The following is a 15,745-nucleotide window of genomic DNA, read 5'->3' as shown; positions in this document are numbered from 1 at the left end:
ATGTATATAACAAGTCAAATCAGAACTAATGAATTACATAAAATGATTTACATTAAAATAAAAAAGACACACTCGATATCATCAAGTGTGTCTTCCTGTTGCTTGGCGGCGTCCTACTCTCCCAGGACCCTGCGGTCCAAGTACCATCGGCGCTAGAGGGCTTAACGGTCGTGTTCGGGATGGGTACGTGTGGAACCCCTCCGCCATCGCCACCAAACGCATAGCTTAGCTTACATTTCAGAGTTGTTGTTCTCTGAAAACTAGATTCGAAACGAGACATGCGAATTACAACTTGCTATTGGATAAGCCCTCGACCGATTAGTACTGGTCAGCTCCATGCATTGCTGCACTTCCACCCCCAGCCTATCTACCTCGTCGTCTTCAAGGGGTCTTACATACTGGGAAATCTCATCTTGAGGGGGGCTTCACGCTTAGATGCTTTCAGCGTTTATCCCGTCCGTACATAGCTACCCAGCGGTGCTCCTGGCGGAACAACTGGTACACCAGCGGTACGTCCATCCCGGTCCTCTCGTACTAAGGACAGCTCCTCTCAAATTTCCTACGCCCACGACAGATAGGGACCGAACTGTCTCACGACGTTCTGAACCCAGCTCGCGTACCGCTTTAATGGGCGAACAGCCCAACCCTTGGGACCTACTTCAGCCCCAGGATGCGATGAGCCGACATCGAGGTGCCAAACCTCCCCGTCGATGTGGACTCTTGGGGGAGATAAGCCTGTTATCCCCAGGGTAGCTTTTATCCGTTGAGCGATGGCCCTTCCATGCGGTACCACCGGATCACTAAGCCCGACTTTCGTCCCTGCTCGACTTGTAGGTCTCGCAGTCAAGCTCCCTTATGCCTTTGCACTCTTCGAATGATTTCCAACCATTCTGAGGGAACCTTTGGGCGCCTCCGTTACTCTTTAGGAGGCGACCGCCCCAGTCAAACTGCCCACCTGACACTGTCCCCGCACCGGATTACGGTACCAGGTTAGAACCTAGATACGATCAGGGTGGTATCCCAACGTTGCCTCCACACAAGCTGGCGCTCATGCTTCAAAGGCTCCCACCTATCCTGTACAGATCGTACCCAAATTCAATATCAAGCTGCAGTAAAGCTCCATGGGGTCTTTCCGTCTTGTCGCGGGTAACCTGCATCTTCACAGGTATTAAAATTTCACCGGATCTCTCGTTGAGACAGCGCCCAAGTCGTTACGCCATTCGTGCGGGTCAGAATTTACCTGACAAGGAATTTCGCTACCTTAGGACCGTTATAGTTACGGCCGCCGTTTACTGGGGCTTCGGTTCACAGCTTCGGATTGCTCCTAACCACTCCCCTTAACCTTCCAGCACCGGGCAGGCGTCAGCCCGTATACTTCGCCTTACGGCTTCGCACAGACCTGTGTTTTTGCTAAACAGTCGCTTGGGCCTTTTCACTGCGGCCCCCTCGTGCTATTCACACTACCGGGGCACCCCTTCTCCCGAAGTTACGGGGTCATTTTGCCGAGTTCCTTAACGAGAGTTCTTCCGCGCGCCTTAGAATACTCTTCTCGCCTACCTGTGTCGGTTTGCGGTACGGGCACCATCACCTGGCTAGAGGCTTTTCTTGGCAGTGTGAGATCATGACCTTCGCTACTATAATTTTCGCTCCCCATCACAGCTCAGCCTTACAATGTGCGGATTTGCCTACACATCAGCCTTACTGCTTAGACGGACATCCATCAGTCCGCGTCACTACCCTACTGCGTCCCCCCATTGCTCATAACGGCTTACGGTGGTACAGGAATTTCGACCTGTTGTCCTTCGACTACGCCTTTCGGCCTCGCCTTAGGTCCCGACTTACCCTGAGCGGACGAGCCTTCCTCAGGAACCCTTAGGCTTTCGGCGGATCAGATTCTCACTGATCTTTTCGTTACTCATACCGGCATTCTCACTTGTATAATGTCCAGCGCTCCTTACGGTACACCTTCAACCCTTATACAACGCTCCCCTACCCCTGATGCAAAGCATCAAGCCATAGCTTCGGTGGTGTGTTTAGCCCCGTTACATTTTCGGCGCAGAGTCACTCGACCAGTGAGCTATTACGCACTCTTTCAATGATGGCTGCTTCTAAGCCAACATCCTGGTTGTCTGTGCAACTCCACATCCTTTCCCACTTAACACACACTTGGGGACCTTAGCTGATGGTCTGGGCTGTTTCCCTTTTGACAATGGATCTTAGCACTCACTGTCTGACTCCCGGAAGTAAGTCTATGGCATTCGGAGTTTGACTGAGCTTGGTAACCCTTGCGGGCCCCGCACCCAATCAGTGCTCTACCTCCACGACTCTGTTTTCCGAGGCTAGCCCTAAAGCTATTTCGGGGAGAACCAGCTATCTCCGAGTTCGATTGGAATTTCTCCGCTACCCCCACCTCATCCCCGCATTTTTCAACATGCGTGGGTTCGGGCCTCCAGTGCGTGTTACCGCACCTTCACCCTGGACAGGGGTAGATCACCCGGTTTCGGGTCTACGTCCACGTACTAAGTCGCCCTATTCAGACTCGCTTTCGCTGCGGCTCCGGCTCTTCACCTTAACCTTGCACGGGAACGTAACTCGCCGGTTCATTCTACAAAAGGCACGCCATCACCCCTAAAACGGGCTCTGACTTTTTGTAAGCACACGGTTTCAGGTTCTATTTCACTCCCCTTCCGGGGTGCTTTTCACCTTTCCCTCACGGTACTGCTTCACTATCGGTCGCTAGGAAGTATTTAGCCTTGGCAGATGGTCCTGCCGGATTCATACGGGGTTTCACGTGCCCCGCACTACTCGGGATCCGTCTCGGAGGGAACAGACTTTCAACTACAGGGCTTTTACCTTCTTTGGCGGGCCTTTCCAGACCTCTTCGCTTAACCGGTTCCTTTGTAACTCCATGTGAGACGTCCCACAACCCCAAAGAGCAAGCTCTCTGGTTTGGGCTTCTCCGCGTTCGCTCGCCGCTACTGACGGAATCACTATTGTTTTCTCTTCCTCAGGGTACTTAGATGTTTCAGTTCCCCTGGTATGCCTCTGCATAACCTATGTATTCAGTTATGAGTAACTGGAAATTACCCCAGCTGGGTTTCCCCATTCGGACACCCCCGGATCAAAGCTTGCTTACAGCTCCCCGAGGCAGTTTCGTTGTTCGCCACGTCCTTCATCGGCTCCTAGCGCCTAGGCATCCTCCGTGTGCTCTTAGTAGCTTAACCATTTTGTTCCGGTTTCGGTCGCTCGCTTCCCTTGTTTTGCTTGCGCAAAGCCAAAAGTCGCTCTCACCCGATACCCTCACAAAAGCAATTTAACTACCTTTATACACTTGACTTGTTTGCACAAGTTCAGCTTAAAGGAATGTTCTAATTCGCGTTTGTTTCGTTTCGATATCTAGTTTTCAAAGAACAAGCTCCATGCAAAAGCAAGCTGTTTTGAGAGTTTGAGCTCTCAAAACCGAACAACGAGTGAGTGTTTTGCAGCTAAGCTGCATATTTGAATGTTTCCGTTGCAGGAAACGATTCTCCATAGAAAGGAGGTGATCCAGCCGCACCTTCCGATACGGCTACCTTGTTACGACTTCACCCCAATCATCTATCCCACCTTCGGCGGCTGGCTCCTTGCGGTTACCCCACCGACTTCGGGTGTTATAAACTCTCGTGGTGTGACGGGCGGTGTGTACAAGACCCGGGAACGTATTCACCGCGGCATGCTGATCCGCGATTACTAGCAATTCCGACTTCATGCAGGCGAGTTGCAGCCTGCAATCCGAACTGAGACCGGCTTTGTTGGGATTGGCTCCATCTCGCGATTTCGCAGCCCGTTGTACCGGCCATTGTAGTACGTGTGTAGCCCAGGTCATAAGGGGCATGATGATTTGACGTCATCCCCACCTTCCTCCGGTTTGTCACCGGCAGTCTATCTAGAGTGCCCATCCGAAATGCTGGCAACTAAATATAAGGGTTGCGCTCGTTGCGGGACTTAACCCAACATCTCACGACACGAGCTGACGACAACCATGCACCACCTGTCTCCTCTGTCCCGAAGGAAAGATACATCTCTGCATCGATCAGAGGGATGTCAAGACCTGGTAAGGTTCTTCGCGTTGCTTCGAATTAAACCACATACTCCACTGCTTGTGCGGGTCCCCGTCAATTCCTTTGAGTTTCAGTCTTGCGACCGTACTCCCCAGGCGGAGTGCTTAATGTGTTAACTTCGGCACCAAGGGTATCGAAACCCCTAACACCTAGCACTCATCGTTTACGGCGTGGACTACCAGGGTATCTAATCCTGTTTGCTCCCCACGCTTTCGCGCCTCAGCGTCAGTTACAGCCCAGAGAGTCGCCTTCGCCACTGGTGTTCCTCCACATATCTACGCATTTCACCGCTACACGTGGAATTCCACTCTCCTCTTCTGCACTCAAGTCACCCAGTTTCCAGTGCGATCCGGGGTTGAGCCCCGGGATTAAACACCAGACTTAAATGACCGCCTGCGCGCGCTTTACGCCCAATAATTCCGGACAACGCTTGCCCCCTACGTATTACCGCGGCTGCTGGCACGTAGTTAGCCGGGGCTTTCTTCTCAGGTACCGTCACCTTGAGAGCAGTTACTCTCCCAAGCGTTCTTCCCTGGCAACAGAGCTTTACGATCCGAAAACCTTCATCACTCACGCGGCATTGCTCCGTCAGGCTTTCGCCCATTGCGGAAGATTCCCTACTGCTGCCTCCCGTAGGAGTCTGGGCCGTGTCTCAGTCCCAGTGTGGCCGATCACCCTCTCAGGTCGGCTACGCATCGTCGCCTTGGTGAGCCGTTACCTCACCAACTAGCTAATGCGCCGCAGGCCCATCCCCAAGTGACAGATTGCTCCGTCTTTCCAGTTTCCTTCAGGCGAAGAAAACAACTATTCGGTATTAGCTACCGTTTCCGGTAGTTGTCCCAAACTTGAGGGCAGGTTGCCTACGTGTTACTCACCCGTCCGCCGCTAAGTATCAAGAAAGCAAGCTTCCTATCAACTCCGCTCGACTTGCATGTATTAGGCATGCCGCCAGCGTTCGTCCTGAGCCAGGATCAAACTCTCCAATAAAGTATTGAAAAGAGCGATAAGCTCATTTTGAATCTGACGAGATTAAAAATCTCATTTGTGCTCCAGTCGATCCAAGCCAAGGCTTGTCTCAAACTTTTGCGTTCATTCTGCAAGCAGAATGTTTACTCACTCGTTGTTCAGTTTTCAAAGATCAAACTCGTTTCGTTACCGAATGTTGTTCTCTTCAGCAACTCTTATATAATATCATGTCCGAACCAACTTTGCAAGCTCTTTTTTTTAAGTTTCTTTCGAAGCTTATTTCAATCGCTTGCCGCACCGTGTAAACCGTGTTTTCTTGGCCGGATTAATAATATATCACGTATAGATATTAATTACAATACTTAATTTAATAAAATTCATTTACTACAAATAAACTACTCTTACTGTGTTGCTCTCCTCTATCCCAGTGTAAAGTTTATTATAGCTTAAATGACATTTTTTCCATTCATACATCGCAATACATGTCTAATTGATTTTAAACTTATTAGCCTACATCTCCTCTCTTATATTTTAGCTTCATTAATATGCTCAATTTAGGTTGTCCTTTTATCAAGGTCATGCAAGATTACTGAGGGCACTTTAAGTTACCACGAGTATAAGTAGAGGTATTATTGAAGAAAACAAAAAAAGTGATGCACGCATATAACTATACGTGAACCACTTCCTTGTGTGTTATTACATTATATATAGAAGGAAACTCTTAATGTTGTGCCTGTGCTGATGCTGGAGGCGTCATCGTCATTTGTCCATTACCTGCTTTTTGCATGCCAACTCGCAGCAACGTAATTCCCCACGTAATAATCGAGATCAACAGAAGATGAACCATGAATCCACCCACAGCTTCTCCACTATAGATCAAACGCATAAATCCCTGTACCCCATTGGAAGCGGGTAGAAAGTTTCCGATGTAACGGTAGAATGGCGCCAGCATCTCGGCTGGAATGATATTTCCTGCTGTCATCAACTGGAGCGGAACCATCGCTACATTAAATAGAGGACCTGCATTGCCAAACAGGGCAAAACTCATTTGTGTAAAACAGATACAAGCCAGACTCACCAGCACATGATACAGATACAAAGCGCCGAAGGAGCTCGCAACATCTGTGAACTGAAGAGCTACTGTATCCACAATTAGGGGAACAATCAAAGCTATACACAATAACAGCAATTGCCGTCCCCAGAAGATTTCCCATTTGGAATGGGTACGCTTCATGATATTCGACGTAATATTAAACTGAATATTCATAGTCATCGAAGCAATATAGGTGATAAAACCCAGAATCATGGGCAGCATCGATGTTGCAAAATCACTCACGCTGTTCGTTTTATTAATTTCAGCCTTCACAGGCCCTTCATTCATCTTCGCCATCGCTTGTCCAATAGCTGCACTCAGTTCATCGCTATTTATACTATCGTTATTGAGTGTCACTTGAACCTTGGATTCCAGAATCCCTTGACCCATTTGTGCAGTCATTCCGGTCGCAGCATGTTCCACAATGGATTTGGCTACATCGGCATTTCCCTGATTGATATAAAAGGGTAAGCTCGCCTCTGTGCCTCCTGCAATCTGGTCAGTGAATCCTTCCGGAATAACAATAACCATCGCATAGTTACCTGCATTCATCTGTTGCTCAGCTTCCTCGGCAGAACCCAGTACATTGACATGGAAAGGCGCGAGCGTTTCAATCTGCTTCTGCACCTCTTTTCCCTGTGTCCCGTCTTCGTTCACCAGAGCAACTTGAAGTTGATCCACTCTCTCCGTGGCTTGATGATAACCCGTCATCCAGATCACAACAAATAACAGCGGAACAATCAATGCAAAAACCAACCCTATTTTTGTCTGTGGCACTTTAAGAAAATCTTTGAAGCTTCTCATTCGTTCACGACTCCCATTAGTTAAAATTAAAATAATTGCACTACATATATATGCACATGCACATAATTGCTCAAAAAAATTTATTTCATCTTTTCATAGATACGATTCATCACATTCATGAATGCTTCAAGCTCTTCAGGAGAACATTCGGCGAGTGCCTCTTGCTCTTGCTGTTTTGCCTTTGGTGTCAGAACGTTATTCATTTCCAGTCCTTCCGCCGTCAAACAAAGCAAAACCGCTCTGCGATCCTGTGGATCTTCTTCTCTTGTCACCAGACCTTTGCGAATCAACTTGTCTATAATTTTGCCTACCGTTGTCTGGTCCCGCACTGTTAATTCAGCCAGTTTTTTCTGTGATATATGACTTCCAGCCTTGCTCAATTCATTCAAGACTGCAAATTGTTCCGGAGTAATATCCTGTTCACTCAGATTTCTGGTTGTTGTTTTTTTGTATGCCAGATACGTCCGTGACAGAATCAGTCCAAGTGGATTTTCATCCATATTAACAGGCATGCTGTTGCTCCTTTCTCTATATAGTAGCACTACCATCTAATTTGCGTAAGCTCTATATTATTACCATATTTACATTACTGTCAATTTAATTTTTTATCTTTTCAAGCAAAAAGAGACCCACCCGTTAGTCAGGCAGCTCTCTCCTCTGGCATCGTCAAGCCATACTTACTCGGGCTTGCCACTTGAAGTTTCGGTATCGTCCTTCTTCTTTGTGCCTTTACTTTTATAAGGCTTCGGTGCACTTTTCGCCCGGTTAGCAGCGGCTTGCCAACGGTTCCAGCCTTTTTTACCTGTACCACGGCCGGTGCCGCCTTTTCCTTTTGCATTGCTCATGTTATCACTCCAATAATCCTGTATATGCTTAAAAATGACCGTCCTCGGTAACTTATTATGCAACCCAGCCCATCTAATTCACTTCCAGCATTTCTTATTATACCAAAAATCCACGTCTTTACGTCCATTTCCATAAATCATTGTATTGTTATTCTGTTATGAAAGCGGTATAGTGGACATAATTGAAAGAGGAAGCTACGTCTTCTTCGGGATTGTTACTGGTAAGCAGGCGATACCCAAACCAAGGCTGTCTATTAAGCCTTAGTTTGGGTTTTTTGTTTTTATTACGACCAATTGAGGTGAAACACATATATGATCATCCGTCAGATTTTTAACAACAATGTCATCCGGGCTGAGAACCAGGTTGGTCACGAATTTGTTGTCATTGGCAACGGTCTTGGCTTCAAAAAGAAAAACGGACAGCCCGTGGATGAGGATAAAATCGAAAAAACCTTTGTGCTGAAATCGGATAAAATACCACAAAAATTAATCGATCTGATTGGGGAAACATCGGTCGAATATTTGAAGTTAGCGGACGAAATTGTGGGCCATGCCAAAAAGGAAATGGGCGATATTTTTAGTGATAATATCTATATATCATTGATCGATCATATTCAGTTTGCCATTACCCGGTACCGTAAATCCGTCGGGCTGAAGAATTCCCTTTTGTGGCAGATCAAGAAGTTTTACAAGAAGGAGTTTGGGATTGGCATGAACGCTGTGGAGCTGATCCAGGAACAATTCGGCATCCAAATGGATGAACATGAAGCCAGCTTTATTGCGATGCATTTTGTAAACGCTCGTCAAGATGCTCAAGGCATGAAACAAACCGTTGAAATTACAGAAGTTATTGATGATATCTTCAACATTGTGACCAACCATTACCACATCGCCCTGGATGAGAATTCATTTAATTATTCCCGGTTTATTACCCACCTGCAATACTTTGTGCAGCGAATGTTGAGTAATGAACAGGAGCAATTTGCTTCTGGAGATAACTTTCTGTATGAACAGGTGAAGGACAAATATAGCAAGGCATTTGAATGCACACAACGGATCAATCAGTACCTTGAAGACAAGTTTGAAAGTGCCATGTCCATTGATGAAAAGGTGTATTTGACGATCCATATTCAACGTGTCACTTCCCGTAACGAGTTGCTGGACACGGAATAAAAAAAGCTTGCAAACGATTTCGGCGTCATATATAGTAGGTCTCACAACTTAACGACAAGGATTGTTACTGCTCAAGCAGGCGATACCTAAATGATTGGCAACAGGTCATCTTTCCGATGATCATAGCCATTCGTTTAGGTATTTTTTTGTTTTCAGGCAATCTTAACAACAAAGGAGAATGAACATGGATCATAAAAAAATGGGGGATGACATCGTTCGTCTCGTCGGCGGAGAAGCCAATATCAACGGTCTTGTCCACTGTGCGACCCGGCTGAGATTCGACCTGAAAGATTCGAAAAAGGCCGAACGCGAAACGCTGGAAAAACACGATGGTATTATTACCGTTGTCGAAAGCGGCGGCCAGTTCCAGGTTGTCATCGGTAGTAACGTGGCTCATGTATATGCGGAGATCATGAAAAACCGAGATTTCGGAGGAGATTCCTCCTCATCGGCTGAGTCCACAGGGGAAAAAACCTCGCTATTATCCAAAGTTTTTGAAATTATATCCGGAAGTTTCTCACCGTTAATCCCGGCTATGGCAGGATCAGGTATGTTAAAAGCTTTGCTGACTGTCCTGACCATGCTCGGATGGATGTCGGATACAAGTGACACATACCTGATTTTATCCGCTGCCGGCAACGCTGTATTTTATTTCTTGCCTATCTTCCTTGGCATCACACTGGGTATGAAGCTGAAAGCCAATCCTTATGTAGCTGGCGTAATTGGTGCCGCTCTGATGGAACCGAGCTTCACCGGGCTGATGGATAAGGGCTCAGATGTATCGTTCCTGGGTATACCGGTTGTCATGATGAATTATTCAGCCAGCGTATTCCCAATCTTCATATCCATTAGTATCTACGCTGTTCTCGATAAGTTACTCAAAAAAATCATTTTGAAAGACCTGCAATTGTTCCTTGTACCAATGATTGCTTTGATGATTATGGTTCCGCTGTCCGCAATGGCCTTTGGACCATTCGGTACCACGGTAGGTGACTGGATCTCCTCCGGCGTAACTTGGCTCATTGGGGTCAGCGGTATATTATCAGGGGTTGTACTCGGTGGATTCATGACCTTCATGGTTGTGTTCGGACTCCACTGGGGCTTCACTCCAATCACGATACAGAATATCGGGGTTGGCGGCGATCCGATTGAAGCCATGGCTGCTGCAGCTGTATTTGCACAAATCGGTGTAGCCTTCGGTATTTTCCTGAAAGCCAAAAAGAACAAAACCCTGCGCACTCTTGCTGGCTCAACCAGCCTTACAGGTTTACTTGCAGGAGTCACTGAACCAATTGTATACGGTTTGATCCTGCGTTATAAACGTGTGATTCCTATCGTGGTTATCGCAGGTGCGATCGGCGGTGCCATCAATGGTCACTTTGGTGTTAAAATGACTGCTTATGTGTTCCACAATATATTTGCCATTCCTGTCTATACACCAACGGTTGTCTACGTGATTGCGATTGCCTGCTCCTTTGCGGTAGCAGCAGTATTAACGGTGATGTTTGGTTATGAAAGCAAAACCAAAGATACAGTTACCGAGACAAACGAATCTGTCTCCACATCGGCTGAAAGTACACCAGCAGAACTTCCTGTCGTACCTGAGACCAAAACAACGGAGATCAAGAAAGAACAAATTTATAGCCCGCTCACAGGTAAAGCCGTAGCACTGAGTACCATTAACGACCCAGCCTTTTCAACTGGTGCTATGGGCAAAGGTTTGGCGATTGTCCCTGAGATTGGTGAAGTTGTCGCTCCGGTAGACGGTGTTGTCACTTCCCTCTTCCCGACTGGACATGCCATTGGACTAACCACCAACGCAGGAACGGAAATCCTGATTCATGTTGGCATCAACACAGTAGCGCTGAAGGGAAAACACTTCTCTCCTGTCGTTCAAGAAGGTGATATCGTAAGACAGGGCGATCTGTTGATCCAGTTTGACATCGATAAGATCAAGGAAGCCGGATACGAAACCGTAACACCTGTCATTGTCACTCTAACGCAACAAGAAGTGGATGTGTTCGAAACAACTCAGGAACAGGTACAGAAAAATGATGTCCTGCTGACTCTCGTAGTCTGACCCAACTTATATTATACGAATTTAATTTAGGAGGAACTAACTATGAAACATACTCAACTGAAACCATTTCCTAAAGATTTTTTCTGGGGAGGTTCAACCTCTGCCTATCAGATTGAGGGAGCCTGGAATGAAGATGGTAAAGGCCCTTCTGTCATCGACATGGGGAATCATGTGGAAGGCGTAACCGACTTCAAGGTAACCAGTGATCACTATCATATGTACAAAGAAGATGTGGCGTTGCTCGCCGAAATGGGCTTCAAAGCCTACCGTTTCTCCATCGCATGGACACGCATCTATCCGCAAGGAGCGGGTGAGGTGAATCCGAAGGGACTCGCCTTTTACGATTCTCTCATTAATGAGTTAATTAAATACGGTATTGAACCCATTGTGACGATGTATCACTTCGATCTTCCTTATGTGCTTGAAGAAAAAGGCGGCTGGTCCAACCGAGCAACGATTGATGCTTTTGAACAATATGCCAAGACCCTATATGAGAACTACGGAGATCGGGTTAAATATTGGCTGACCATCAACGAACAAAATATGCTAATCCTGCATCCTGGCTCTCTGGGTACACTGGATACAACACTTGTTGATCCGCAAAAAACACTGTATCAGCAAAATCACCACATGCTGGTTGCTCAAGCTAAAGCTATGGTACTGTGTCATGAAATGCTGCCTGAAGCCAAGATTGGCCCAGCTCCCAATATCGGTGTAATTTACCCGGCGAGTTCCAAACCAGAAGACACACTCGCGGCTGATAACTATGCTGCCATTCGTAACTGGCTCTATCTCGATATGGCGGTATATGGACGTTATAACCATATTGCCTGGAGTTATCTCGAAGAGAAAGGATATACGCCTGTCATTGAAGACGGAGATATGGACATCCTGGCTCAAGGAAACCCTGACTTTATTGCGTTTAACTATTATACTTCCCAAACGGTTGGTGAAAGTCTGAACGATGGTAATGACTTCTCCCATACAGGAGACCAGCATGAAATCGTAGGTGAACCGGGCGCATATAGAGGATCTGTGAATCCCAATTTGCAAAAAACGGAGTTTGGTTGGGAAATTGATCCCGTGGGCTTCCGCTCTACCCTGCGCCAGATCTACTCCCGTTATCACCTGCCATTGATTGTTACGGAAAATGGTCTGGGTGCCTTTGATAAACTGGAGGAAGGCGACGTGGTTAACGATCCATATCGTATTGAATTCTTCAATAAACATATCGAACAGATTCAACTGGCGATTACGGACGGCGTGGATGTATTTGGCTTCTGCCCTTGGTCTGCGATCGATCTGGTCAGCACACATCAAGGGTCGAGCAAACGTTATGGATTCATCTATGTGGATCGTGAGGAATTCGATATCAAGGAATTGAGACGTATCCGCAAACAGAGTTTCCACTGGTATCAAAAACTGATTGAAACGAATGGAGAAATTCGTTAATACACGCACTAATAAAAAAGTCGACTGCACATGAAACATGTGTACTCGACTTTTTTGGTGTTGATGCATTGATATGGAAGCTTTCTTTTCCAATTATAAAATTACATTTCAGCCTTCGGTTGTTTTACCGCTTTGGCCCCTCTGAGTACTCGTAGGGATAACAGGAAACAGATCGCCAGAACGGCAGCTGCCGAAACATAAGGATAGTTAATATTCACATCGAACAGCGCTCCAGCTACGATTGGACCTGCGATATTCCCCAAACTGGTATACGCCGAGTTCAGTCCGGCCACAAAGCCCTGTTGTTCTTGTGCCAGTTTGGACATCTGTGTACTGATCGCCGGACGTAAAATATCCATACCCAGAAAGACGATAAACGTTACGACAAGAATCATCCAGTACGTACTTACAAACAAGGTCAACAGTACAAATACGGCTACAAATAACAGACAGACTGAAATGACCATCTTTTCACCAAATCGATTGAGCAACCAACCGATCAGGGATACTTGCACAACCGCACCTGCGATGGAACCAAATGTAATAATAAATGCAATGTCTTTGGTCGTGAAGCCAAACTTGTGATCCACATATAGTGAAAATACCGTCTCATAGTTCGCTAGACCAAATGCCATAACAAATACAATAATCAAACTGAAAAAGTACGGTTCACGGTATGAATTCAGCAATTGGGATACCATACCCGGAGCTTTGGCCTTCGTTAAACCAGGGATAGGTTTACTTTGTTCTCCTGTACTTCGTGCAGATTCCGGCAAAATAATCAATGTAATGATGGATGCCAGCAAACCGGCAACCCCAGCGGCGTAGAATGGAATTCGAATGCCAAAGTCCGCAATGTATCCACCAATTCCCGGACCGATGATAAATCCGGTTGTAATCGCTGCATTAATCAAGCCCATACCTTTGCCGCGTTCTTCCTCTGTTGTAATATCTGCGGTGTAAGCCATAACCGCCGGGAAGATCATCGCCGCACCAATACCGCCTAACATCCGGGCTGCGAAGAGCAAGACTGGTGCATTGACCGCACCAAACATAAACTCGGATACGGCAAAGATCAGCATGCCGCCAACGATAATTTTTTTACGTCCCCATGTATCCGACCAACGACCCGCAAGCGGGGAGAACAGAAACTGGGTGAAGGAAAATGCCGCTACCAGCAATCCAACCGTGAATCCGGTGATATGCAGTAGATCCATATACGCAGGCATGATCGGTACAACCAGACCAATACCCGTAAAAACGAGAAAAATATTAAACATTAACAGCAGCAGTGCGCCCCTGTTCCGTGTTAGTAATGCCATGATTCCATCCTCCGTAGTTGTCAAAATGTTGCTTAAGCTTTATCTTTTGCAATCCCGTGCAAGAATACACTAGCGGCCTGGCGGTATAACGCAAGAGCCTGATCAGGCTCCATCCCCCGTGACATCTGACTAAGGCCAATAATGGTACTTTCCAATATGAGCGCGAGATTATCTACATTGTCTGCTTTGAACTCACCGCTCTCAATGCCTTGCTCTATCATTTGTTTATTAAATTGAATATGCCGCTCAAACATTAAGGAGATCCGCTCCTCAATATCATTTTCTTTCTTTTCCCCTGTGAAGAACTCATCAGCTGCCTTCGTCAGCGGGTGATTCATATCATCCATGACGAGTTGTTCCGCCAAACCATAAATTTTCTCCGTGGAGGTGCGATAGAGATGTTCTTTGGCCGCCCAACTCTCTTCCCACTCCCGGTCCCACTCATCGATTAGATAGAGGAACAGACCTTCCTTACTTTTAAAATGGTAATATATATTGCCTTTGCTGCTGCCCGTCGCAGCTACAATATCCTCAATGGACGTTGCTTTATAACCTTTTTGTACAAAAAGGGCTTTGGAAGCATCCGCAAGTTTTTTCTTGGTCTGCTCGGTTTGAAGTTGCTTTTTATTCATATTCATTCCATTTCACTCCGTCCCATACATACTGAACATTCGTTCTGTATTTTAACAGATGCACCCAATATAAGCAATGAAAAAGGAGAATTGGCACGCATGCCTACTCTCCCTCAACAATCATTTCACTTTTTTACCTTTACCATGCAATATTTTCAGTTGACCATTCTCATAACCCAACTGATACTCGACCCGATATTGCGATAGTATATATTCCCCATCTTTGCGTTCATTTGCTGTAATCATTGCCTTCACTTCCATCTCGTCATCGCCTTTATTGACTGAGGATACCTCACTGATGGTCACCTCACTTGTATTCAGATATCCTTCTCTGAACTTGGCATATGTTGTAGCACTCTGCCACTCGCTTCCGAGCAGTGCATAAGCGGTGACATAATCACTCAGATTAAGACTTGTATAAAAGTCCGTTACAATTCCTTCTGCTTGCAATGTCTTAGTGGCTGAACCCAAGTGAGTATCTCCAGCCGTCCGCACCGACGTTGTGCCAGAAGGATTTTTGGACCATGCCTGAACCTGCTTGAGCACACTAGTCATCGGAATACTGAATCCTATTCCCCCCTCCTGTTCCACGACCGCCGAATTAATGCCGATCACTTCACCAGTCTCCGCACTAATGAGTGGTCCACCACTGTTGCCATGGGTTATTGGTGCCGAGATCTGATAGAGGTTACTATAGATGTAAGGCGCTATTTCAAAGCTACGCCCCAACCCACTGATGATTCCGGTTGTTACGGTGTTCTCTAGCCCAAGTGGACTACCCAATGCCAGAATCTCGTCTCCGGTCTCAGCTTTGGATTTGGCGATGATTAACGGCTTAACTTTTTTCAAATCAGGAACTCTGACTACAGCTACGTCTGTTTCATCACCAATACCAATAACCGTCCCCTTATATTCCTCATGGTTCAAGGTCCGAATAGTTACTTCATTCGCCCCCTCCACTACATGGGCATTGGTCACGACATCTCCCTGATCATTGTAGAGAAAACCGGAGCCCAATCCGCTGCTACTCTCGATCGTTACAACTTTCTTCTGGCTTTCTTCTATAATCTGTTTGCGTGTCTTCTTCACAGGTTGCTTGGAGGCAGTCGTGGCTGCCGCATTTTCCGTTTCCTTCGCGGCAACAACTGCCAGTCTGGGCCCATCCTGCAACTGATCTGCTGAATGCTGGTGTATCCAGAACACGCCCCCTGCTCCAGCACCAATGATAATAGCACTGGATATGATCATACTCCATGTTCGTTTGGTCATTCCAACCTG

9 protein-coding genes and 3 rRNA genes are annotated in these 15,745 nt (G+C 46.6%); 3 read left to right on the top strand and 9 right to left on the bottom strand.

The features are described from left to right. Positions 1–100 precede the first annotated feature (100 nt). The 6 genes from rrf to MKY01_RS04595 form a co-directional block, all read right to left on the bottom strand. A 5S ribosomal RNA gene (gene rrf / locus MKY01_RS04620) occupies positions 101–217 on the bottom strand. Positions 218–298: 81 nt separating this feature from the next. Beyond that, positions 299–3,224: ribosomal RNA gene (locus MKY01_RS04615) — 23S ribosomal RNA — on the bottom strand. 310 nt (positions 3,225–3,534) lie between these two features. Beyond that, positions 3,535–5,087: ribosomal RNA gene (locus MKY01_RS04610) — 16S ribosomal RNA — on the bottom strand. The 16S, 23S and 5S rRNA genes sit together here, the layout of an rRNA operon. Before the next feature lie 700 nt (positions 5,088–5,787). Next, positions 5,788–6,963 carry an ABC transporter permease gene (locus tag MKY01_RS04605; RefSeq protein WP_101314788.1) on the bottom strand — a complete coding sequence of 392 codons (1,176 nt, stop codon included), beginning with the start codon at positions 6,961–6,963 and terminating at the stop codon, positions 5,788–5,790. A gap of 80 nt (positions 6,964–7,043) precedes the next feature. Beyond that, positions 7,044–7,475 (bottom strand): MarR family transcriptional regulator, encoded by a 432-nt coding sequence (locus MKY01_RS04600; RefSeq protein ID WP_036605963.1) that lies wholly within the window; start codon positions 7,473–7,475, stop codon positions 7,044–7,046. Positions 7,476–7,640: 165 nt separating this feature from the next. Then, complete coding sequence (locus MKY01_RS04595) at positions 7,641–7,808, bottom strand: DUF3934 family protein (RefSeq protein WP_074093608.1); 168 nt, start codon at positions 7,806–7,808, stop codon at positions 7,641–7,643. A 312-nt stretch (positions 7,809–8,120) separates the two neighbouring features. Between MKY01_RS04595 and MKY01_RS04590 the strand changes: the two genes are divergently transcribed. The 3 genes from MKY01_RS04590 to MKY01_RS04580 all read left to right on the top strand — a co-directional run bounded on the left by MKY01_RS04590 (position 8,121) and on the right by MKY01_RS04580 (position 12,513). Beyond that, positions 8,121–8,981 carry a PRD domain-containing protein gene (locus tag MKY01_RS04590; RefSeq protein WP_253505737.1) on the top strand — a complete coding sequence of 287 codons (861 nt, stop codon included), beginning with the start codon at positions 8,121–8,123 and terminating at the stop codon, positions 8,979–8,981. A 184-nt stretch (positions 8,982–9,165) separates the two neighbouring features. Beyond that, entirely contained in the window at positions 9,166–11,061 is a 1,896-nt protein-coding gene (locus tag MKY01_RS04585; protein ID WP_339285581.1) for a beta-glucoside-specific PTS transporter subunit IIABC, read from the top strand. A gap of 42 nt (positions 11,062–11,103) precedes the next feature. Beyond that, on the top strand, positions 11,104–12,513 hold the full coding sequence (locus MKY01_RS04580; RefSeq protein ID WP_339285580.1) for a glycoside hydrolase family 1 protein: 1,410 nt from the start codon (positions 11,104–11,106) through the stop codon (positions 12,511–12,513). Positions 12,514–12,614: 101 nt separating this feature from the next. On the opposite strand, the gene MKY01_RS04575 is transcribed toward MKY01_RS04580, so the two are convergent. From MKY01_RS04575 to MKY01_RS04565, 3 genes are all read right to left on the bottom strand, one after another. After that, complete coding sequence (locus MKY01_RS04575; protein ID WP_339285578.1) at positions 12,615–13,835, bottom strand: MFS transporter; 1,221 nt, start codon at positions 13,833–13,835, stop codon at positions 12,615–12,617. A gap of 32 nt (positions 13,836–13,867) precedes the next feature. Beyond that, a complete protein-coding gene (locus tag MKY01_RS04570) occupies positions 13,868–14,467 on the bottom strand; it encodes a TetR/AcrR family transcriptional regulator (RefSeq protein WP_036606079.1) in 600 nt (199 codons plus the stop codon). A gap of 120 nt (positions 14,468–14,587) precedes the next feature. Further along, the gene (locus MKY01_RS04565; RefSeq protein WP_339285576.1) at positions 14,588–15,736 is read right to left on the bottom strand and encodes a trypsin-like peptidase domain-containing protein; all 1,149 of its coding nucleotides are present in this window, start codon (positions 15,734–15,736) and stop codon (positions 14,588–14,590) included. Positions 15,737–15,745: the final 9 nt, after the last annotated feature.

Source organism: Paenibacillus sp. FSL R5-0486, from assembly GCF_037975155.1.
Classification (GTDB): Bacteria; Bacillota; Bacilli; order Paenibacillales; family Paenibacillaceae; genus Paenibacillus; species Paenibacillus amylolyticus.
The sequence above is the reverse complement of the archived record's forward strand: the minus strand, read 5'-3'. Positions and strand labels throughout refer to the sequence as shown.